Here is a 24262-nt window from a genome sequence, read left to right as displayed (position 1 = left end):
CACGCAGGGAACGCGCCAATTATTGATATATCAAAAAAGAACATGAACGTCCGGCCAATATTATGGCTAAAATCAAATAAGAATATATTGTTTGATAAGGACGATGCCGGAAGTTTTTCGCTTGCGCCGTATAAGCCCGAATTTATCGAACTGCGATAGATTTTTCTGTTTACATATAAATACCTGAAAAAATGATAACTAACCTTAAAAAGATTTTCGCGCTTAGCTTCGTCCTGTCCGGGATGTCGTTGATGCTGCGCGGACAAGAGCTGTCCGTTAACAATGGCCCGTTCAAGCCTTCGGATACTTCTTTTAAACAATACCAGTATCCTGCGTGGTTCAGAGATGCCAAGTTTGGTATCTGGGCGCATTGGGGACCGCAAGCCGTGCCCCCGCCAGGGTGATTGGTATGCCCGTAACATGTATATTCAGGGCAGCGAACAAAATAAATATCACGTTGCGCATTACGGGCATCCGTCAAAGTTTGGTTATAAAGACATTATACCATTATGGAAGGCGGAAAAATGGGATCCTGAGAAATTGATGGCGCTATATAAAAAAGTCGGGGCAAAATATTTTGTTAGCATGGGCACTCATCATGACAATTTCTTTTTATGGAACTCTTCACTGCACCGGTGGAATGCCGTACAAATGGGCCCTCATAAAGATGTGGTTGGCATTTGGCAAAAAGAGGCTAAGAAGAACGGTCTTAAATTTGGCGTGTCGGAGCATTTGGGCGCAAGCTATACATGGTACCAGCCTTCACATAATGCCGATACCTCCGGCGCTTACAAGGGTGTTCCATACGATGCGAATGATCCAGCTTATGCTGACTTATATCACCCGAAAGCGAAAGCCGATGATCGCGGCTGGTATACTACAGATCCTGAATGGCAGCTTACCTGGTATAAATCTATTAAAGAACTGGTAGATACTTATCACCCCGACCTGCTTTACTCAGATGGCGGCTTCCCGTTTGGGGATATTGGCCGTGACATGTTAGCTAATTTTTACAACGGAAATGTCGCCTACAACAATGGGCAGCTCACCGCTGTGTATAATTGCAAGCAACCTTCGCAGGGTATGTGGGTACAGGATCTTGAACGGGGCGTTCAGGATTCAATCAGCGCGTATCCATGGCAAACGGATACTTCTATAGGCGATTGGTTTTATCGTACCGGCCAAACCTACAAAAGTGGTACGGATATTATACGAATGCTGGTAGACATAGTAAGTAAAAATGGTAACCTGCTGATAAACATTGTGCAAACACCCGAGGGGGATTTAGAGCCCGATATGTTGAATACACTTGATGAGATAGGTAAATGGACGGCTGCTAATGGCGAAGGGATCTACGGATCACGACCATGGAAAAAATTTGGAGAACGCCCGGAAAACGCAGTGAAAGTTAAATCCGACAACTTTAATGAAGACCGGATGAAATACACGGCAGAAGATATCCGTTTCACCTGCAATGGCAACAAGTTATATGCTTTTTTACTTGATACGCCCACTTCAGATATTCGAATCAAATCGCTGGGTAAATCGTCGGCAATAAACATCAAAAAAATACGCTCCGTGAAACTTTTGGGCAGTAAAGAAAAAATACAATGGCAGCAGGAAGCGGATGCACTTGTTATCAAAAAGCCCTTAAACTTGCCCGCCTGGAAGGTATCAGGTTTTAGGATTGAGCTTGCTGATTAAGGCAAATCTGTTTAAGATAAATAAATTAAAAGACAGGCCCTTCTGCTTCAACAGAAGGGCCTGTCTTTTTCTGGAGACTAAAAGGAAGCTGCGTGCAATTCCTGCAATGATAAACTTCGATCTACTATTTTCGCTACATTAAAGCAGTCGATAAGCAGCTCTTTACCATATTTATTTTATAAAAATCAAACCGGATTATCTGTAAATTAATAGAAGATTTGTTAATTTAAGAAACGTATTTGAAGATAGAAAAGTGAATATCAGGTGTATAAAGGTTGTTATATGATATGCTTGACTTGGCTTTCTCCTGTGCTGTGTTATTAATTATATTCTATGAACCAACTACTGCGTAATAACATCGCCAGGCACGTTTCGCTCAGCGAAGATCAACTGCAACAGTTTCATGATCTTTTTGAACCTCGGTTGTTTAAGAAAAAAAGCTATTTTCTATCAGAAGGACAAATTTGTGCCCATGAAGGTTTTGTGCTGAAAGGACTTTTCCGTGTTTACCATGTGGACGCAAACGGTGTTGAGCAAGTTCTTTATTTTGCGCCCGAAGATTGGTGGATTGCTGATATCGACAGTTTTTCTAACCAAAAACCATCAAATCTATTTATTGAGGCTTTGGAAGATAGTGAAGTCCTGGTCATTTCCCGGAAAAACAAGGATCTCGCTTATGAGCATTTTCCTGCCATTGAGAAGCTGTTCCGTATCATGACGCAGAAAACGCATGTAGCCTTGCAGCGCAGGATGATCGATAATTTGAGTAAAACGGCCGATAAACGATACCAGGACTTTTTAGCAAAGTATCCGGATTTATACAACAGGTTATCCAACAGGCAAATAGCGGCATACCTGGGGATTAGTCATGAGTTTTTGAGCAAAATTCGTAATAAACTGGCAAAGGAGAAGTAGCTGTATTTTTGCGTTTGTTGAACTTGTTCAATGTTTTTCGTTTTGACCATGGGTACCTTTGTTTAATCTATTAATCAATAAGGTTTAACAAAAGGTTTTTAACTATGGAAACGCAGGCACAGCAATTTAAACAATTTCAATCAGGCAATCTTACACTTGATGTATTTATTGCAGCGGAAACCGGTTTTGGCGTAACATCAACAATTATTTCGGGGAAGACGGAAGCAATGCTCGTCGATGCCCAGTTTACCCTGGCCGAGGCGGAAGTTGTTGCGGAGCACATCAAAAACTCGGGTAAGAAATTATCTTTAATTTATATCAGTTATGCCGATCCCGACTTCTATTTCGGATTGGAGATCTTCAAACGTTACTTTCCTGAGGTTACAGTTTATGCAAATGACACAACCATTGAACATATCAAGGCAACCTCGCAAAAAAAGCTTGACGTTTGGGGAGGCCGCCTTGGCAATGCCCTTACCAAAAATGTGGTATTGCCGCAATTGCTAAAGGATGGTTTATTTGAATTGGAGGGCGAAAAAATTGAAATATACGGACTTGAAGAGTTCCCTTCGAGATCTTTTGTATGGATCCCTTCCGTAAAAGCTGTAATAGGGGGCATTAATATTTTTGGCAGCAATTTCAACCTGTGGACAGCCGACGCGCAAACCCCCGACACACGTGATAAATGGATTGCTATTTTGAATAAGATTACTGCACTGGCGCCATCAATTGTAATTCCTGCCCATACTGATCAGTATTCCGCTTTCGATACTGCGTCAGTGTCCCACACTAAAAACTACCTTTTATTTTACGAAGAAGCCCTGAAAGCAAATAAAACATCAGGGGAGTTGATTGCTGCTATAAAAAACCATTATCCCGATCTTAAGTTTGATATAGCACTTCAGATTGGAGCTAAAGTAAACACAGGCGAAATGAAATGGTAAATATTAAAAGCGATGACAAATCTTGAAATTGTAAAGAGCACTTACGAAGGAAAATCTTCGGAAGAAAACGGCAAAAACCTTCAAAAATTTCTCGCACCTGATGCTGTTTGGACAGAGGCCGCGGGATTTCCGCTCGCCGGCACTTATATAGGTTTTGAAGCGATTGCCCAAAATGTGTTTTATCGCCTGGCTACCGAGTGGATCGATTATAAGTTTACGCTGGAGGGTTATGTTGCTGATGGCCATAAAGCAGTTGCCTTTGGTACATATAGCGGTACCTATAAAGAAACAAACAAATTTTTTAAAGCGCGCGTGGCGCATCTTTGGCAACTGGAAAACGGCCTCATAACGTCTTTTGAACAGTTTGTGGATAGTAAAACGGTTGATGAGGCAACAAAATGAATAATTAATCAATGAGGCTCAGTTGCGTTCATTATTGATTTGAGGGCGCGACAAAAAAATGCCCGGGGCCAGTGGAAGCCCCAGGTGTTTTTTTTAATTTGCGCCTTGCTTAATAGCGGTTATCGTACGCTGATCTTTTACTGTATAATTTCTTCTGTCCAGAGCGCCGCCTGTATCCCAATAAAATGGCAGCATGCCACGTGTTTTTGCTTGTTTTGTAACATAAAAATTCCAATAGTCTACCGCATCTTCATGTGTTGGTAAATCTAAAGGAACGTGCGCTGTGTTGTCGCGCCTGTAGGCACCATATTCGCCTAAAAGAACAGGAATCCCTTTATCAACGAAGTTTGTCTTCATTAGGTTGAATGAGGCGTCGACATCGCTCTCTTCACCCCAGGTGGCATTTCGTTCAGGCTCAATAGCCGAGTGGTGCCCTGAGCCCCAATAATAAAACATTTTACCCCAGCTTGCATCATTGTCCAACAGGCAGCAGAACTGAAATGGAGAATAGTAATGTACCTCTACCATCAGCTTGTTTGTCACCTGATCTTGCGGAAGATTGGTCATAAAAGCACTTGTTTTCTCCATATTAGTAGAGGGGCCCTGAAGTACCAATACACGATAGACATTTTTTCCACCGGTTGATCTAACCGCGTTAATAAAGGTTTGATGATAGGTAGAAAGTATCGCCGTTGCCGCGGCATCATCTGCAGCTGGCTCATTAGCACTGGCAAACATCAGGTGTTCATCAAAATCGCGCATAGCTGTGGCAATTTGTTCCCATAATGCCTTTTGTTTAGCATTAACTGAATCTTGTTTGGCTTGGGTAATGTTATTTTCAAGCCAGCCACCATCCCAATGGATGTTAAGCAACACATACATATCATTGTTTACGCAATACCCTACTACTTCTTTTACCCGTTTTATCCAGTTTGGATCTATTTGCGCAGTTGCCGGGTTACTTAAATGGCCCATGTTCCAGGCGCAGGGGAGGCGTATGGCATTAAAGCCTTGCTGTTTTACAAATTTTACATAATCTTCAGTGATTAGCGGATTGCCCCAGCCTGTTTCGCCGCCAGAAGCTTCCAGTGTATTGCCAATATTCCAACCCAATTTTATTTTCGTGGCAAGCTGAACAGCGTTACTGCTCATCCCGGTTGCATCAGGAGCTATTGGTGAAGTATTGTAATTGGGGAAAAGGTTTGATGTTTGAGACACTTTTAAGGTTCTCGCCTGTCCGTTTGAGGAGTTTATGGTCAAGGTACTGGAACGTGTTGATCCTGTACCGTTTTCTGATAACGTTTTGATATGAATGACGATACTGCCGCTATTGCCTGATGTGGTGCTTAACTGCAGCCAGGTAGAGCCTGGATTAACGATATTCCATGTTGCATTACAGGAAATAGAAAAATCCTGCGTACCGCCCTGAGGTGTAAAAGTTATTGCTGTTTGGTTTACAGTAAGTTCCGGCGGGGCGTTATTCGTTTTTTTACACGAAAAAAACGAAATCAATACAATTGGTATTAAAAATACTGGTTTTAAGAAAAATGTTTTTTTCATTTTTTAAATGATTGGTAATAAATTCTTTGTTTGTTTTTGCATGCGATTATTGGTTTGGGTTAGGTAAGTATTAGAACAATTATGGTGTAGTTATTTGAGGTACGCAGAACCGTTTTTTTAAAATTCATGCTGCACAAAGCCTTGTTAGCTTACGTTGTTAAAAAATGCCGGGGCCCTGCTACAACCCCAGGCATTCACTTATTCAACTAACTTTTACTTTTTAATTTAAACTGTTGTCAGGTTATGAACAGTTATATTAAATTCTTTACCGGAGTTTTCTCCGTATCTCAGCTTTCAGAGTTTTAATATCCAGGCATCAGCTAAAAAAATGCCGGGACCTGTTAAGGCCCCGCGCATTCATTTATAATCAACTAACTCTCTCGCTTATTTAACTCTTACTACTCTGATATTATCAATAGCCGCTTCAAAATTTTGAACAGTACTTGAGCCATCATTAGTAAATGTAACGTTGATGGCCCCGGCTCCTGCTGAACCAAGCAGATCTGAAAGCGTTGGTGCCGGAAAGCCTTTACTGTCAACAAAATTTGACAATGGAATAGTAACTGTTTGCCAGCCCTTGGTAGTAAACGGAACTGTTGCTCCTGTGGAGGTTTTCCACGGATGATAAAGGGCTGAATAATTCCATGAGTAATCTTTTACTATTTGGATAGAGCCGTTTATCCATGGCTTGGTAACCGATATCTCGAATTTTAAAACATAATGGCTTAAGGTATCTTTCATGTTGGCCTGAGGTATCCATTGCGCCGAGTTTGTATTGATTGACCTACCGTCATTCCACCAGGATCCATCGCCGGCAGGGACATTTGATGCTTTCATGATCCCATAATAACCGGTGTTGCCAGGGTAGTTTGCCGAACTGTTGGAAGTGCCCGAACCCCACGAGAAATTATTAATGTTATCGTAATTATTCAATACCCCGTTTACAAAATTGTGTATCGAATAAACAGTTGCGGCTTTGCCTGATTTTGTTTCAACGCTTACAATACCACCCGTTTGCGTAATGCCTGCAGGCACCGCAAGACTAATGCTTGTGCCATCATTTGACGATTTAAAGTTGGTGATATTAATTCCGCCGTAAATGACGCTTTTAACAAAGAAGAAGCTAAGCCCGTTTATTTTAACCGAATCGCCCGGGTTAGCGTCTTCGTTAGAAACGCCTGTAATAGTAGGGGCGGGCGCTACAATAGGGAACGAAAACGTAGTTTGACCATGATTGGTAATGTATTGGATGGTATTCAGCTTATCCGAAGGTACCGTCGGGAACGCAATAACAGCCGGTATGAGAGCTATAGCGCTGGTATCTGAAAACCAGGCGTCATTAAAAGAGCCTTTTACGCCATCAAAATTGATAGCAAGTGCACCTTTTAAATTTTTACCCGAAATAACTACCCATTGACCGGTACCCACACTGCTCAGTAGCGAATCCCCGGGATGGGCCACATAATTACGGATAGAGGTAATCACAGGAGTCCCTTTTGATGATGATGTTGCATCCTTTTTACAGCCGGATTGCATAAATGCGGCCGCAACAAGCAAGGCAAGCAGCAAACAGCTTTTAATATGATTTAATTTTTTCATGATTTTAAGAATTATCTAAACGATTCTGAATGCAATTAATAATAGGGTACAGGGGCCTCTAACAACTTAGGGTCTGCCGTTTGCTCATTTGCCGGTATAGGCAGCGTAAATGTGTTAACGGTCGGCGGCGTTATGATCAGGCTATTATTAGATGCTTTTTTTACTCCAGTGGCCGGATCATAGCTAAATTGTGAACGCGGCACGTACCTGTTATTAGGATCAGGGTCATTTGTAAGGGTTATTTGCTTACTAATTATGGAAATTGCCTTATTAGGGTCGTAATAAGAAAGGCGCACAAGGTCAAACCAGTACTGGCCTTCAAAGGCCAGCTCAATCCGTCTTTCTTTCATGATGATATCAGGAGTAAGTTGGGTAACAACATCAACACCCGCCCTGCTGCGTACCTGATTAAAGTACAGCAATGCATCCGTGTTAGTGGTTGATGCGTTGTTGCCTAATAAAGCTTCGGCATAAATTAAATATACATCGGCAAGGCGTAATACAGTATTATGCTCGATAGATGACCAAAGGTCCATAGTAGGCGAGTTGTTATCGGCGGCGGTACCTACTATGTGTTTTTTAACGTTTACACCAGTTGCTGTGTAACCTCCACCTGCCGCGTTAAGCTCAGGGTATTTATCACCGGTAAGCATAAATGTAGCTTTGCGGCGTACCGAGTCCTGGGCAGTATACTGGTTTGCAAGATCTATCGTTGGGCCAATTGCGCCGCCCCAGCCGCCGCCGCCGGTAACAAGGCTGCCGCTTGGTGCAAATTGGGCTTGTATGGAATTACCTTGCCCGTAAGGTACTCCAGGCGCCCATTGATAGGCAAATAATGATTCAGAATTGTCATTATACTGTGTCCTGAAAAGATTGTAGTAGCTTGGTAAAAGAGATAAACCGCTGGTTTTGCAAACATTACCGGCATAGTACGCGGCGCTATCCAGATCAGACTGGTTGCGTGAGCCTTTTTGATTTAAACCGGCCCGGGTTAAATAAACTTTTGCCAGCATACCCTGCGCCGACCATGTAGTAACACGGCCAGGCTGATCAGTTCGGGGCAAATTAGCAACGGCGTATCTTAAATCATTGATAATAAACTTGTATACATCCTCAAGCTTATGGCGAGGTACCAGCGGGTTAGCTATCAACTTGTCATTATCTTCTACAATAGGTACAGGCCCCCATAACTGGGCAAGATAAAAATAGGAAGTAGCACGAATAAACCTGATTTCACCAAGCGCGCTTGTTTTACTTTTTACGGCTACGCTATCGGGCATTTTGGTCTTAATGGCTTTAATATTGATGTTGCAATGCGCTATAACGTTAAAAAAGCTTTGCCATGCCGATGTTAGCGTTCCGTTTTGCGGCGTGATGGAAAAGGTAGTAAGCTGAACGAGATCGGCATTATAAGGCTGTAACATATTGCCGCTCATGATATCCCCCATCCCAAGCAATGGAAAGTTATTCCAGGTAGCCCAGGGCTGCGCGTAAAGTGTAGCTGTAGCCAATCTTAAATCCGAACCGCTTTTATAAAAATTATCGGTAGTAATACCGGTTAAAGGGGGGCGGTTAAGGTAATCTTTTTTGCAGCTGCTTATCATAATTATACCGATAACCAGCAAGACTATATTTATTTTGATACGTTTCATAAATCTTGATTTTAATTGTTTAGGGATACATTCAGGCCAAATGTGTAAACGCGCGGCTGTGCATAATATCCATTATCGATACCGGCTGCTAATGGGTTCCATGAGCCAATCTCAGGATCGTAGCCGGTGTATTTGGTAATGGTGAACACATTGGTTACGTTAACATATACCCTCAACGATCTTAATTTGATCTTATTCAAAAGGTTATTTGAAAAACTATATCCTAAAGCGATGCTTTTGCACTTTAAATAGGAACCGTTTTCGACATATTTGTCGGAAAAGCGCTGGTTATCATTACCACTGCTTTGGCTGATCCTGACGATGTTGGTTGAAGGGTTTGTAATGAATACATTGTTGATATCCGAACTGGAACCGGTTGGATTAATCAAACCGATTTTAGCATAGTTGAAAACAGACGGGAAATAGCCAAAGTTTTGATTAGGGTTATCGCCGTTAACCTTTAACTGGTTATAAACTTTATTGCCATAATTGCCGGCCATAAAAACATTCAGGTCGAAATTTTTATAGCTAAAGCTGTTATTGATGCCAAATTGAAATTTAGGCATGGGCGAACCCAAAAAGGTTTGATCGTTTGCATCAATTTTACCATCCCCATTAATGTCTTTAAAAATAACATCGCCTACCCAAACACCACCTGAGCCTGGCGTTATAGGTATAGGGCCGCTGCCATTTTGGGGCAAGGCGGTGTATTTTGCAAAGTCGGCGGCGTTTTTGTAAATACCCAGTACCTGGTATCCGTAAAATTCGCCGATTGAACGGCCAACAACAGTTTTGGAAACAGATCCGTAAATTGCCGGGGTGCCGTCAACCAATGCAAGTACTTTGTTGATATTTCGGGTAAAGTTGATGTTGGTGCTCCAGTTAAAATATTTTGACCGGATATTTTGTGTATTAAGTGAAAACTCGAAGCCCTTATTGCTCACCGCGCCAACGTTTACATATGGAGCTTGCACTGCGCCGGGTGAATATCCACCGGCAGCAAATGTGCCTGAATAATACGGTAAGGTAAGGCTAAGCAAAAGGTTGTTGGTTTTGCGGTAATAGACATCGCCCGTTAAACTGATCCTTCCGTTTAACACTGTTGCATCCAAACCAAGGTTATATGATTTTGTCGTTTCCCACTTGATGTTCGGATTACCAGTTGTAGTAGTTATTTGCGAATTACCTGATAAACCGGTGGATATTGTACTTAGAGTTGAACCATAAGCATATTCAGCAATATTTTGATTGTTTACCAATCCGTAACCGAGCCTAAGCTTAAGATCATTAATCGCTTTTACACTTTTAAGAAAGCTTTCGTGGTTAATCTTCCAGGCAAGGGCACCTGAATATGTGGTATTCCACCGGTTGGCTTCAGCAAATTTCGACGAACCGTCATGACGTACGGTTGCGGTTAACAAATAGCGGTCGTCATAAGTAAAGTTAGCCCGGCCAAAATAGGCCTCTAAAGCGCCTTGTCCTTTAACACCGGTATTGGTTGCAGTTGTGGCGTCGCCGCTGCTGATTGTTTGTACGTTATTACTTGCAAAATTGGTTCGGGTAGCCGATATGCCGCTATTTTTAAGCAACTGGGCTTCATGGCCAGCCACTACGTTTACCCAATATTTTTTTGCAAATGTGTGCTGGTAGGTTAAATAATTCGAGATTGAGTTATAGAAATTTTGCGCGCTTGAAGCAGTACCACTGTTATTGCTCTTGGTGTAAGCGCCCATAACATAGCTTGGGTTAAAATAATCTTCAGTTGCAAAGTCAAAATTTCCGGCAACCTCATTGCGCAAGGTTAAATCCCTGGTGAATTGGATTTCTGCATAGGCATTGCTAAACAACTGGTAGCGGCTTTTAAAATCTTTTACAATAGTTGCTATCGCAAACGGGTTAGTGCCCACCGCACCATAAATATTGGGATCATTACCCCCCCATGTGCCATCAGGATTTTTTACAGCTACGTCGGGCGTTTGATTAAGCGCCTGCAAAATCACACCTGTATTGGAAGTGGTAACATTTTCGGCCACATGCGCCATATTCAAGTTGATGCCAACCTTTAACCAATCGGTGGTTTTATTATCGATATTTGCTTTTACCGAAGTCCTTTTAAAATCTGAGCCTAACGCTATCCCTGTTTGTGAAAAATACGTGCCTGATATATAATATTTTGTCCTGCTATCACCACCGCTGATGGCTAAATTATGGTTTTGCATAGGAGCTGTACGGAACAGCGCTTTTTGCCAGTTGGTACCAACACCCAGGTATTGCGGATTTGCAAATTGCGGCCGCATATCATAACCGATAATTGCCGATTTTTCATTCATGAAAGTGGCGTACTGCCTTAAATCCATCACATCATAATACTTGGGTAATTTTTGCCAGCCCTGGTATCCGTCATAACTAATTAGCGGAGGACCTGTGGTGCCTTTTTTAGTGGTAATAATAATTACACCGTTAGATGCCTGCGAACCATAAATAGCGGTCGCTGAAGCGTCTTTTAACACATCTATCGAAGCTATATCTGAGGGGTTGATGCTGGATAAGGGGTTAGTGCCATTGCCCGCAATAGCCGACTGTCCATTCGGTGGTATCTGTACCCCGTCGATTACATATAGGGGAGGGGCGCCTGTAAAACCGCCCAAACCGCGGATCTGCACGTTAACGTCACCACCGGGCTGGCCTGATACCTGTTGTACAACCACACCCGCTACTCTTCCTTGTAAGGCCTGGTCAAATGTGGTAGGTTGCGCTTTTAATAGGTCTGCCGCTGTTACTGACGATATAGCCCCGGTAAGGTCATGTCTTTTCCTGGTGCCATAACCAATTACAACAACTTCGTTCAAGTCGCTGGTTGCGGGTTTGAGGGCTACGTTTATAACGGTAGATGAGCTTACGTATATTTGCTGGGAATTGTAACTTATAAAGCTAAAAATCAGCACATCCCCATTTTTTGCATTGATACTGTAGCTGCCATCTGCACCAGATAGTGTGCCCGTTGGCGAATCCTTTACTTTAATGGTTACACCGGGCAGCGGCTGATTATTGTCTGTACTGGTAATTTTACCTGTAATTTTAACACTTTGCGCGTAACCTGTAAGGTTTAACAACAACAAAGTTGTAAACAGCAGTACTACATGTCTTAATCTTTTTCGTAAATCTTTTTCCATGTTAATTGGGGTTCATAATTGTTTGGTTATTTGGTTTGTTTATTTGATTGGTTTCGGACTTGATTTATCCTGTCATATTCATATTTTATTACAGTGGAACTGAAGTTGGCGAGAGCATCGGGATATTTACACGGAAGCATACCTGCGTAATGCGGACGGGATATTTACAACAAATCCTGAATTGATTTTTTTAATGGTTTGCCTCGTGAATGGCACAAGTATTAATAAGTACGCGTTTTGGCATAATGCTTAGTTTAAATTAGGTTATTCATAAAATTGGTTATCATCTGTCCCGTTGTTCAGGCATCAGACTACGGCATCGGTATAGAAGATATGCCGCTTTATGGAGGATGAAATTAGATGACCAATCGCAATCGATTGTTTACAAATGGGGGTACAAATGTTAATTAAAATTAACTAATTGATTATAAGTCAATTAAAGTTGTTTTTATCAATAATAGGCGTCAAAACGCCAATGCAGAGCCAGCAATATTCCCAAAAAAGCTAAAAGTGAAGCTTTAAGAACAGCTATTGACATTTAAATTTGAAGGTAAAATCGCCGAAAAGTACTAACAAATGCGAAAATAATACCAATTTTAAAAACTGTTGAAGAGACCGGCGAAGGTCATTGCAGATACGATCATCAAAAATTAACATTTGTATCCCTATTTACCAACAATAAGGAGCATGGTGCAACATAAATTTGCAGCCTCTGATATGATATTGCTTAGCTTCGTTTATTGCTGCGTACCAATATTGTAAGCTGAGATATAAAAATCAATATGAAAATCTTACCCATTATTTTAGGAAGCCTTTTTTTTAGTAACGTTTTTGCTCAAGGTAACAACCCGGAAAAAGTAAATCAAGCTAAAAGGGTTATCAACATCGATTTTAAAAAAGAAAAAGGACGTTTTAATAGGTCATTTAATTTTTGTGTAGGAGCAGGGCGCGCAAATGAAGGCTTGCGGGCCGACTGGCAGCAGCAATTGGCCACTGTACAAAAAGAATGCGGTTTTAAATATATCAGGATGCATGGCCTGCTTACAGACGATATGGCTGTTTACCGGGAAGACAGGAATGGTAAGCCGGAATATAATTACCAATACGTTGACGCTTTATATGATTATATTTTAAGTATAGGCATGAAACCGTTTGTTGAACTGGGGTTTATGCCGGGAGCGTTGGCAAGTGGTAATAAGACAATTTTTTGGTGGAGGGGAAATGTAACACCCCCGAAAGACTATAATAAATGGGAAGGTTTAATCCGTAACCTTACTCAGCATTTTACCGAGCGGTACGGAATTGACGAAGTTAAAAAATGGTATTTTGAAGTTTGGAATGAGCCGAACCTCAAAGATGGTTTTTGGACAGGTTCGCAAGAAGAGTATTTTAAATTGTATCAATATAGCGCGAAGGCGATAAAAAGCGTAAACCCAGCCTATAAAGTAGGGGGGCCGGCTACTGCCGGTGCGGCATGGGTACCTGACATGATAGATTTTTGCAGCAAAAATTCAGTTCCTATTGATTTTATAAGTACCCATGCTTATGGTGTAAAACAAGGCTTTTTGGACGAGTACGGTTCAACCGGTACCGTACTTGACAAAAACAAAGGAAGCGTTAGCGGTGATGTTCGGAATTCACGCAAGCAAATAGAAAACTCCACAATTCCGGGCCTCGAATTACATTATACCGAATGGAGCTCATCTTATACTCCGTCAGATCCCATACACGATAGTTATCACGAAGCGGCATATATACTTGAAAAATTGAAGCAAACCGGATCTGCAGCCAATTCCATGTCTTACTGGACGTTCACTGACATCTTTGAAGAGGCCGGACCACGGTTTACGCCATTCCACGGAGGTTTCGGTTTACTCAATACTCAGGGGATAAAGAAGCCGGCTTTTTTTGCCTATTCTTTTTTAAACAAATTAGGTGAAACGGAAATAACAGATCAGGATAGCTCCTCCTGGGCCTGTAAAAATAAAAAAGGGGATGTTCAGGTGTTGCTTTGGGACTACACTTATACTTTGCCTGATTCTGTCAATAACCAGGCTTACTATGTCCGCGACCTGCCTGCTAAATCAAAAGGAGAGGTTGAATTGGTAATATCCGGTATGCCCAGCGGCAAATATCGGATGGAAATCTATAAAACGGGATATAAGGTAAATGATCCGTACACAACGTACCTGTCTTTCGATAAACCTGATCAATTGACAAAAGCACAGGTTGATAAACTAAAAAAGGAAAATAGTGGTGCAGCCGTCTGGCATGAGGATATTACAGTAAATGCATCAGGTAAGGCGTTTAAGAAACTTCCTGTCAGGGAAAACGATGTTGCTTTCATTAATATCGTTAAACTTTAGCAGCCTTCAGTTATCTCATTTTAATACGTCAGCAGATGGATGATACTCATTTAAAAGTATCACCTACTGGCGTATGCCCGGGTAGTTTGTTAGTTAATCTGCAAAGCTAAACCTCTTACACAGTTATTTTCATCTTCGGCAGCTCAATTAAGCTGGCACGCATATTTATTCGTTTTATATACCGGTTAAAATTCACAATATAGCCTGTCCGCATCGAATTTGGCAATTGGTTTGGCTAATTGGTGAGCAACATTTATTATTGATCGGATATTTTATAAATATCCTTATAACTTCTTTAAATAATATTCAGGGTTTCTTTTTTTTTGTTGTATACCTGATTTGAAAAATCACCATAGCCATTAAGAAAGTAAGGGAGGTATAAAACCCCAAATTTTGTAGCGGCGAACCCACGGACATGGTCACGGCTGTTTCTTCTATTTTGCTAATCATTTAAAGTAGGTTGAGGTATTAATAATATTACTAAATTACTATTATTTACAACTTAAAGGAGTGAAATGAATTAGTTTTATTTAAATTACTTTAGTAGGGTCTTAATCTCAGTTGATAATAATTTTCGTTATATTTTATCTTGAATTATATCTATAGTATTCAAGATTATAGTCACCGGTATCATATTTTCTTTTAAATTAAACATTCAGTACCCTATTTATTCACTTTTGTGGCCTTTTCGGCCTATGTATTTGGCTCCCAAACCAATAGCCTAAGAGAGGCTTTAACCAAAAAACAACCTGCACTGATTTAAAACAGAAGCGCAATCGCTAAAATGACGTTTGTTTATGCGCTCTGTTTAATTGTTCTTTTTTTGCTATAAACCAATTAATATTTAAATATGAGAACACTTAACTGTTTTTTCAGCGTAGCCGCGATTTTATTGTTTACCCGGTGCCAAAAGCAACAAATTGCCAGTCCGGTTGTTAAGCTGCCTGTTTCCAAAGCAGTTAAAACATTGGCTATAACCAGTTATCCAAATTACAATACGTCGCCTCTTGCGCCTGATCAAACAGGGGTAACCAGTACAGCCGCACAGCTTGCAGCAAGGTTTCAATTGGGGTGGAATATAGGTAATACGCTGGAAGCAAGTGGATCAGAAACTGCCTGGGGCAATCCATTAGTTACACAGGCACTTATCGACGGAGTAAAGAAAGCCGGTTTTACGGCAATTCGTATTCCCTGTGATTGGGACCAGTACTCTGACCAAAACACCGGGCAAATACAGCAATCGTGGCTTAACCGGGTGCAGCAGGTTGTTCAATATTGCGTTAATGACGGCTTATATGTGATATTGAACATACATTGGGACGGGGGGTGGCTGGAGAACAATTGTACCACCGCCGCACAGGCCGCAGTTAGTGCCAAACAAAAAGCCTTTTGGGAACAAATAGCTACTCAAATGCGAGGCTTTGACGAGCATGTGATATTTGCCAGCGCAAATGAACCTGCAGTATCTGATGCTACGGGAATGGGGGTACTGCTTTCTTATCACCAAACGTTTGTCAATGCGGTGCGGTCAACTGGTGGGCATAACAGTTACAGGGTACTCCTTATCCAGGGGCCGGGTACTAACATTGATAATACCAACAGTTTAATGAATACCTTGCCTACAGATCCAGCATCCAATCGACTGATGGTTGAAGTGCATTATTATACTCCCTTTAATTTTGCCGGTTTGTCATCAGATGCAAGCTGGGGCAGTATGTTCTATTATTGGGGCAATGGCTACCATTCTACAACGGATGCTTCAAGGAATCCCACCTATGGTGAGGAGTCGGATGCAGTTGCAGAGTTTCCTTTGATGAAGTCTAAGTTCATTGACAAGGGCATTCCGGTGATATTGGGCGAATATGGAGCTATCCGGCGGTCCACAACACTGACGGGAGATGCGTTAACATTGCATCTTGCAGGCAGGGCGTATTATCTTAATTATGTTACCCATAAAGCATTACAATATGGCTTGCGTCCGTTTTATTTTGATGACGGCGCGACGGGTAATAATGCATTCAGGCTTATGAGCAGGCAAACTAACGGAGCGGCCGATCAACAAGGTTTAGCCGCAGTAATACAGGGCGGGCAAAACAATACGTCTTCATCGATTCAGGTTGGGCAGGTTTATCAGATTTACAGCAGAAACAGTTTTAAAGCCCTGGAATTTGCCGGCTGGGGCACTGCTAATCAAACACAGGCCGATCAGTGGGACTATTTAGCAGGGGCAAACCAGCAATTTAAAGTGGAAGATGCGGGAGGTGGTTATTACAGGTTAACGCCTATGCACGCCACAGGAAAGTGCCTTGAAGTTTATGGCTGGAGCGGGGCTGACGGCGGGCAGATAGATTTATGGGACTACAGTGGCGGCGCAAATCAGAAATGGTCAATTCAGCTAACCGACAACGGATATTATAAAATTATCAATGCCAACAGTGGGAAGGCTTTGGACATTACCGGAGCTTCACTTAATAACGGCATTGCAGTTGAGCAATGGACTTATTCCGGAAACCGTAATCAGCAATGGGGTTTTGTGAAAATATAATGTAACTATTGGAAAGAATTATGGCCTTTTTAGGCTATTGATAGGTAAAAAGGCAAAAACAAAAAGCCTTCAGATTTAGCGATTTAAAGGCTTTTGTTTTTCATCGATTGCTTTTTTAGTCTTTAAATCGGCCAGGCCGCCCGGAAACGTATGCGATGCATCCTACAAAAACTTTCCATTCTTTATCAAACAGCCCCTTAGAATAGCGGACTTTTTCCATGATGTAGTTTTTTATTGTTGTTTTAACACTTAATGGTGTATCTTGCCGACGAAAACCCAATTATGAAACGCATCGCTTTTTTATCAATTCTTAGCCCATTTTTGCTGTGGGCGCAACAAAAGCAAGTTGTCAAAAGCTTCCCTCTAGGGGATGTCAAGCTATTACCGGGGATTTTTAAAGAACAGGAGCAGACAGACCTCAATTATATGCTTGCCCTGCAGCCCGACCGCCTGCTTGCGCCTTTTAGAAGGGAGGCGGGGCTGCCACAAAAAGCTAAAAGCTATACAAACTGGGAAAACTCAGGCCTGGATGGGCATATCGGCGGGCACTATCTTTCTGCCCTGGCTATGATGTATGCTTCTACAGGTGATAACCGTATACGCCAGCGCCTTGATTACATGATCAATGAGCTTAAATTGTGCCAGGACAAAAACGGTGACGGATATTTGGGTGGCGTGCCTGGAAGCCGCGAACTTTGGCCCCAGGTGATGAAGGGTGATTTTACAGATTTCAATAAGAAATGGGTGCCTTTTTATAATATTCATAAAGTATTTGCCGGCCTGCGCGATGCCTGGCTGTATGAAAATAACCAAACAGCAAAAGTCATGCTGATTAAACTGGCAGACTGGTTTTACAACATCAGTACTGCACTTAGCCAGTCACAAATGCAGCAACTGCTTGGGAATGAGCATGGAGGCGTCAATGAGGTACTGGCAGATGTATACGGCATCACCGGGGAAAAGAAATACCTTGACGCGGCCTACAGTTTCTCTCACCAGGCTCTCCTTCAACCGCTTGAAAAAGGTCAGGATAAACTGGATAATTTACATGCAAATACGCAGATCCCCAAAGTGATAGGTTTTAAGCGGATTGCTGATTACAGCGGTGATACCGCTTACAATCATGCTGCGACGTTCTTTTGGCAAACCGTGGTACATCATCGGTCGGTAGCAACAGGTGGTAACAGCGTAAGGGAACATTTTAACCCTGCTACAGATTTCTCAACCATGATTTCCAGTGTTGAAGGACCCGAAACATGCAATACCTATAACATGCTTAAGCTTACCGAAGATCTGTACATGTCAAATCCGGATATTGCGTATATCGATTATTACGAACGGGCGTTGTATAATCATATCCTTACAACCCAACGGCCGGGGAAGGGTGGTTTTGTTTACTTTACTCCAATGCGCCCCGGGCATTACAGGGTTTACTCCCAGCCACAAACAAGCATGTGGTGCTGCGTTGGCTCCGGGATGGAAAATCATTCAAAGTATGGTGAAATGATCTACAGCCATTCAGATAATGAGCTATATGTTAATCTGTTTATTCCATCACAACTTATATGGAAGCAAAAAGGCTTGCAAATGAGGCAGGAAACAGGGTTCCCTGACAAGGAAACAACAAGGCTGAAGATTTTGAAGACTGGCAATAGCGCATTCGGGATAAACATCAGGTACCCATCATGGGTAAAGGCCAGCGCGCTTTCAATTAACATCAATGGCCGGCCTGTTCAAGTTACAGCTCAGCCGTTATCATATGTGCAGCTAAAAAGAAAATGGAGGAAAGGAGATGTCATCACCGTCCAATTACCGATGCAGACAACGACGGAGAAACTTCCTGACGGCTCTAATTATGAAGCCGTGCTGCACGGGCCCATCGTACTTGCTTCAGTGATTGATACAATTGCCCAAAAAGGCCGTGAGGCTGATGATGGCAGGATGGGGCATGTTGCTGCGGGTAACCTTTATAAGCTTACTGATATGCCGGTTTTTGTAAGCGATTCTGCTGATGATGCCCCGATGATAGTTGCTGATAAAAATAAACCAATGTCCTTCACTGCCGTGCGGTTAATTTACCCGGCTAAATACCGAAACCTGAAGCTGGTGCCGTTTTACAAGATCCAGGATGCACGCTATGTTGTGTACTGGCGAAAAGAATCAGCCAAAGGCTTCGGCGAATTGCAGGCTAAGTTAGCGGAGGAGGATGCGAAGGAAGCAAAACTGGCTGCTAATACCATCGATATGCTGACTCCGGGTGAGCAACAGCCTGAATCAGATCATTTCATGGAAAAGGAAAATTCTTTTGCCGATGTTAATTTCAACAGGCACTTCAGGGCTGCTACAGGCTGGTTTAGCTATAAGCTGACTGATAAAGATAAAGCAGCAAAAAAGATTAGTGTTACGTATTTTGGGACGGAAAGGAACCATAAATTCAGCATTTTTCTAAATGAGCAGGAACTGGTGAAAGTTGATTTAAAGGACGGTAAACGTGACGCTTTTTATACCGTTGAATATGACCTGCCCGTAGATTTGAAATACAACGCAGACCAAAGTCTTCGGGTAAAATTTCAGGCGGATAAGGGTGCAATGGCCGGGCCTGTTTATGAAATACGACTTTTGAATAATTGAGGGCTTAAATCCGTTCCAAAGTGTTGCAATAACGGGATCGGTTCACTATTGTCCGGTAAAATTTATTCGATACATATAAATACTATCAGGGCCTCAAAAAGGCCCTTTTTTGTGTGCTTTTCAGAAGTAAACCGCTGTTTAACCTAAAATTATTCTTGCCTTTAGAACCCGGCTGTCCGGAACCTTACTACATAATATTCATCACGTTTCCTATAATGCGTATAAGATTAAGTAAGCAGTAATGTTTTGCTTTTCCGTTGGGAAACGGTTTACCGGACGACTTTTTATAATATTACTTCTTCAAAAAATCAAAAAGTAAAGTATAGTCAAATGCATACGAGCCGGGATAGGTTTAAAATAGCCAATAACTTACCGGCTAAGATTAAGTTTAACTTTTCAAAAAAGGATAAACAAGACAGGTATTACAGGTTTATTTTCCTTTCGCTCCCCTGGTAAACCATGGCGTTTTTAAAATTCTTCCTGAATTTTTTGATGTATTCAGAAGGTTTTAAATCAAACACTTTCTTAAACTGCTCACGAAAATATTTTATATCTTTTATTCCAACAGCGTAAGCGGTTTCCAGTATATTTAAATCGCTGTGAACAAATAGCTGTGCGGCTTTTCGCAATCTGATAGCTCTTATGAAGCTATTGGCTGGCTGCCCTGAAATCATTTTGATTTTTTTGTAGATGCCCGAATAAGACATATTTAATTCGGAGGCTAAGGATTGCAGATTAAAATCAGGATCAGTTATATGATCTTCCACAATGCGGATACAGGAATCCAGAAATCTTTTGTACTCGATAGAGATAGTGTGCGGGTTGTTGTTCAGCGTAATTTCATTATAAAAGTATTGCTGAAGTGTGTTTCGGCTTTTAAGCAACCCGCTAACCCGTGCTTTCAGGATGTCTTTGTCAAAAGGTTTTCCAATATAATCGTCGGCGCCTCCTTCAATACCTTTTAGTTTAATTTCATTTGATGCACTGGCGGTTAATAAGATAACGGGAACATGAGATGTTGTCATATTCTCTTTAATAGCGGCGCAAACTTCTATCCCGGTCATGCCCTGCATCATCACATCGCATATGACTATATCCGGCCACTGCTCATTAATAATTTTGATTCCATCCTCACCATTTGGCGCTACAAGAACATTATATTCAAGTTTAAATATCTGGCGGAGATACTCTCTCATATCCTCATGGTCATCGATGATTAACAGTGTTTTGAGGTCAGACACTATTACTTCCTCACCCTGATCTGCTGCGGGTACTATATCATTGGCTGTAGTTTCAGAATCGATCAACTCTTTTAAAAACTCAGAAGTAGCTGTTGGATGTTCTGAGATGATCTGATCTTTTAAATGCGATTTCCCTTTTTTTAAAGTGATTGTAAAAGCTGTCCCTTTTCCCGCTTCGCTGTGATATTCAACAGTTCCGGCCTGACGCTCTACAAAATTTTTAACAAGATAAAGTCCAAGGCCAAACCCTCCGTTTGACGTACTGGCCAAATCAGACACCTGGTAAAACCGGCTAAAAAGTCTTTCGCCAACTTCAGGTGGGATTCCACAGCCGGTATCCTCAACGATTATTGAAACTGTCTGTTCAAATTCCCCTGCACAAACACGAATTCTACCGAGTTTTGGAGTGAACTTCATCGCGTTTGAGAGCAAGTTAAACAGCACGATCTCTGTTTTTTCCCGGTCGATATAAACATTCAAACAATCGGTTGGTGATATGAATTCAAGTTGAATGTGTTTTCTTTTTGCTTCATGTACAAAGCATAAATAAACCTCCCTGCATAAATCGATTATATTAACATTACTTATCCTCAATTGATCAGATTCCGATTCGGCCTTTTTGAAAAGCAGCAACTGATCTACTAAACCTAATAACCGGCGTGCGTTCCTGTAAACAATGGTTAAATTGGAGGTATCTACCGCCTTCTTTTCATTATATAAAAGTTCCTTAATAGGATTAATGATCAACGTTAATGGTGTTCTGAACTCATGCGAAATATTGGTAAAGAAGGCGAGCTTTCGTTCGCTGAGCTCCTTTTCCTTTTCGCTTTCATAGTGAGCTATCTGGATTTCATATTTTAATTTAGCCTGACGGTCCCGGTATAAAAGATACAGGTAAATTACCCCGCCAATGATTATGGTATAAATTGTATATGCCCACCAGGTACGGTACCATGGCGGCGAAATAATGATGATCAGGGATTTGGGCGTCTTGTTCCAGATACCATCATTATTACTTGCTATAACTTTGAATCTATAAGTTCCGGGATTAAGGTTGGTGTAAGTAACCCTTCGTTGGTTACCGTTAAAATTCCATTTTTCGTCAAAGCCTTCCAGTTTATACCTATAACTATTTTTTTCCGGATGAGTATAATTAAGCGAAACAAATTCAATTGAAAATACATTTTGATCATAGTTAAGAAAGGCAGTATCTGCTGTACCAACAGGTCTTTTCAATGGTGAATCAGCACCGGGTTTTACAGATTTATTAAACACCTGAAAATCGGTAAAGTAAACCTCTGGGATTTTATCGTTCAACTTGATTTTTGAAGGATCGAATACCACTACACCTGAATTTCCCCCTAAATAAATTTGCCCATCTGCCGCTTTGTAAATAAGCGAATGCGAAAATACGCCGTCGCCCTCATCAAAATTAATTATGGATAATGGTTGGGGCGTAAACTTTGATACCCCCGTGGCAGAATTGATCCAAAGATTTCCCACCTCATCTTCAACCACACTGTTGAAAACGTTGCTTACAAATCCGCTTTTACGTGAATAAATAATAAAAGAATCGGTTTCCGGAGCATATTTGTTCAACCCGTCGGCTGTGCAGATCCAGATATTCTTTTTGCTATCCTCAAATATGCAATGCACAATATTATTACTGAGGCTGCTTGCAATTTTATCATTATACGTATAGTGGTGAAAAATCCCGGTTTTAGGATCAAAACGATCAACACCGTTTCCACTTGTTCCGATCCATACATTGCCTTTGCTATCTTTTAAAAGATTATAAATATGGTTACTGGCAATTGAATTGAGGTTTCTGTCGTCATTATAATAATGTTTAAATTGCCGTGTTTCTTCATAGTAAATCTTTAAACCGGCATCTGTGGCGAGCCAATATTCATGAGGCCTTACTTCAAGAATATCCCTGAAAACATCTTCGTTAAAAAAATTACTCAGGGCCGAATGGTGAAAATGATGGATAAACCTATTATTGCTGCTGTCAAATTTATCGAACCCATTTTCGGTTGCTGCCCATAGCGCCCCCTCATTGTCCAAATATATTTTACCAACCTGGTTACTGCTGATACTTGAGGGATTATTGGTATGTTGATATAACTTTGTCGTCTTCTTCAGTAAATCAAACTTATAAAGCCCTTCGTTGGTAGCCAGCCACAACATATTGCCTTGCAATAACATACTTTTTGCTTCGCGGGGCGCGATTGATAAGGGGATGAAACGGAATTTATATTGTGTAAAATCAACTTTTGTTAAGGCGTCTTTGCCACAAAGCCACATAATACCGGCCCCATCATTATAAACATATCCATCCGCAGTACTATTAATATCGCCAATCTTTCGCCATTGGCCATTACCCTTATTTATAAAATAGAACCCGCCGTTACTTCCAACAACTAAGGTGGAGTCATTAGCCTTATCAATGCTAAAAGCTCCTACGTTGATATTATCGTGACTTGAAAACCGGGTATATTGCTGGTTTTTAGGATTAAAACAAAAAAGGCCGCTCCAATAGGTACCCACCCAAATGCAACCTTTTTTTTGATCGTAAAAAAGGCTCCAAATATCATTGGGGCTTTTTTTAAGCTGAGATTCAGTCTGCGGATAATTGCTGAAATGTTTACTTACCTTATCGAATTTATTTAATCCACCATTCCAGTTTCCCAGCCACAGGTTTTTTTTATCATCCTCAACAATTGCATTTACCGACTTGCCTTTTATTGAAAATCGATCATTCTGATTGGGTTTATAACTAACAAAAGATCGCTTATTTGACACATATTGATTAAAACCATCATCCGTACCTATCCATATTGTTCCTTCTCTGTCGCAGAAGATCGAAAAAATCTTATTATTACTTACCGACTCTTTGATCTTATCGCTATGATAAAATCGTTCAAACTTCTCAGTATTGGGATCTAAAATGTTTAAGCCGTCCATGGTGCCAACCCATATCTTTCCGTTCTTGTCTTCGGCCAGCGCACTGATAAAATTTGAACTTATACTCGCAGTGTTTCCGGGAATATTCACTAAACTTTCAAAAGTGTAGCCGTCAAACTTACAAAGCCCGTTATCCGTCCCTATCCACATATACCCCCGGCTGTCTTTAAGTGCCACTGTTACATTTTCAGATGGCAGGCCATCATGAGTGGTATATGATTTTAATGCAAAATTCCTTGCATCGTTAGCTGGAAAAGTTACCGGAGCCTGCGCGTTCACAACACTGACATACAGAAGATTAATCAGAAAAAACAAGACAACTTTACGCATAAATCCGTTATCACTTTTAATTAGGCAAATACAACACTCCGTATCATCACTAACATTTTTTACACTATAAACCAGTTATCGCCGCTTGGCTTAGGCAGGCCATGCATTTAATATTGTACTTAATACACTTGTAACCTTCAACAATTCGGCAATGTAAAAACAGAGTTTGTTGGCTGTGCCACAAGTGCCTGCAAATAATTTTCTAATATCCAGGTATTAGATGTTCATTTGAT

General features: G+C 41.3%; 13 protein-coding genes. 8 read left to right on the top strand and 5 right to left on the bottom strand.

The window, feature by feature from the left end; all coding sequences use genetic code 11:
• The first annotated feature begins 191 nt into the window (after positions 1 to 191).
• The 5 genes from BLS28_RS31600 to BLS28_RS17225 all read left to right on the top strand — a co-directional run bounded on the left by BLS28_RS31600 (position 192) and on the right by BLS28_RS17225 (position 3965).
• Complete coding sequence (locus BLS28_RS31600; RefSeq protein WP_218134450.1) at positions 192 to 404, top strand: alpha-L-fucosidase; 213 nt, start codon at positions 192 to 194, stop codon at positions 402 to 404.
• On the top strand, positions 346 to 1704 hold the full coding sequence (locus BLS28_RS17240; protein WP_369596629.1) for an alpha-L-fucosidase: 1359 nt from the start codon (positions 346 to 348) through the stop codon (positions 1702 to 1704). Before BLS28_RS31600 ends, BLS28_RS17240 begins: the two co-directional genes overlap by 59 nt.
• Positions 1705 to 2037: 333 nt before the next feature.
• Positions 2038 to 2619, top strand: a complete 582-nt coding sequence (locus BLS28_RS17235; RefSeq protein ID WP_091170035.1) for a Crp/Fnr family transcriptional regulator — start codon at positions 2038 to 2040, stop codon at positions 2617 to 2619.
• Between the two features lie 104 nt (positions 2620 to 2723).
• Positions 2724 to 3563 carry an MBL fold metallo-hydrolase gene (locus BLS28_RS17230; protein WP_091170033.1) on the top strand — a complete coding sequence of 280 codons (840 nt, stop codon included), beginning with the start codon at positions 2724 to 2726 and terminating at the stop codon, positions 3561 to 3563.
• Positions 3564 to 3575: 12 nt separating this feature from the next.
• Positions 3576 to 3965: a nuclear transport factor 2 family protein gene (locus BLS28_RS17225; RefSeq protein WP_091170029.1), complete on the top strand. Its 390-nt coding sequence runs from the start codon at positions 3576 to 3578 to the stop codon at positions 3963 to 3965.
• A gap of 93 nt (positions 3966 to 4058) precedes the next feature.
• On the opposite strand, the gene BLS28_RS17220 is transcribed toward BLS28_RS17225, so the two are convergent.
• From BLS28_RS17220 to BLS28_RS17205, 4 genes are all read right to left on the bottom strand, one after another.
• Positions 4059 to 5525, bottom strand: a complete 1467-nt coding sequence (locus BLS28_RS17220; RefSeq protein ID WP_091170026.1) for a cellulase family glycosylhydrolase — start codon at positions 5523 to 5525, stop codon at positions 4059 to 4061.
• Positions 5526 to 5909: 384 nt separating this feature from the next.
• Positions 5910 to 7124 carry a glycan-binding surface protein gene (locus BLS28_RS17215; RefSeq protein WP_091170023.1) on the bottom strand — a complete coding sequence of 405 codons (1215 nt, stop codon included), beginning with the start codon at positions 7122 to 7124 and terminating at the stop codon, positions 5910 to 5912.
• Positions 7125 to 7159: 35 nt separating this feature from the next.
• Positions 7160 to 8776, bottom strand: a complete 1617-nt coding sequence (locus BLS28_RS17210; protein WP_091170021.1) for a RagB/SusD family nutrient uptake outer membrane protein — start codon at positions 8774 to 8776, stop codon at positions 7160 to 7162.
• Between the two features lie 11 nt (positions 8777 to 8787).
• On the bottom strand, positions 8788 to 11949 hold the full coding sequence (locus BLS28_RS17205) for a SusC/RagA family TonB-linked outer membrane protein (protein WP_091170018.1): 3162 nt from the start codon (positions 11947 to 11949) through the stop codon (positions 8788 to 8790).
• A 782-nt stretch (positions 11950 to 12731) separates the two neighbouring features.
• Between BLS28_RS17205 and BLS28_RS17200 the strand changes: the two genes are divergently transcribed.
• The 3 genes from BLS28_RS17200 (at position 12732) to BLS28_RS17190 (ending at position 19491) form a co-directional block, all read left to right on the top strand.
• On the top strand, positions 12732 to 14315 hold the full coding sequence (locus tag BLS28_RS17200) for a GH39 family glycosyl hydrolase (RefSeq protein WP_091170015.1): 1584 nt from the start codon (positions 12732 to 12734) through the stop codon (positions 14313 to 14315).
• Between the two features lie 850 nt (positions 14316 to 15165).
• Positions 15166 to 16860 carry a cellulase family glycosylhydrolase gene (locus tag BLS28_RS17195; protein WP_091170014.1) on the top strand — a complete coding sequence of 565 codons (1695 nt, stop codon included), beginning with the start codon at positions 15166 to 15168 and terminating at the stop codon, positions 16858 to 16860.
• A gap of 252 nt (positions 16861 to 17112) precedes the next feature.
• Positions 17113 to 19491 carry a glycoside hydrolase family 127 protein gene (locus BLS28_RS17190; protein WP_256337467.1) on the top strand — a complete coding sequence of 793 codons (2379 nt, stop codon included), beginning with the start codon at positions 17113 to 17115 and terminating at the stop codon, positions 19489 to 19491.
• Between the two features lie 422 nt (positions 19492 to 19913).
• Here the strand turns inward: BLS28_RS17190 and BLS28_RS17185 are convergent, their stop codons facing one another.
• Positions 19914 to 24029 carry a hybrid sensor histidine kinase/response regulator transcription factor gene (locus BLS28_RS17185; RefSeq protein ID WP_091170011.1) on the bottom strand — a complete coding sequence of 1372 codons (4116 nt, stop codon included), beginning with the start codon at positions 24027 to 24029 and terminating at the stop codon, positions 19914 to 19916.
• Between the last annotated feature and the right edge of the window lie 233 nt (positions 24030 to 24262).

The sequence above is a fragment of the Mucilaginibacter gossypii genome (genome assembly GCF_900100945.1).
Classification (GTDB): domain Bacteria; phylum Bacteroidota; class Bacteroidia; order Sphingobacteriales; family Sphingobacteriaceae; genus Mucilaginibacter; species Mucilaginibacter gossypii.
Note: the sequence above shows the minus strand (reverse complement) of the source record. Positions and strands in the feature narration are given on the sequence as shown.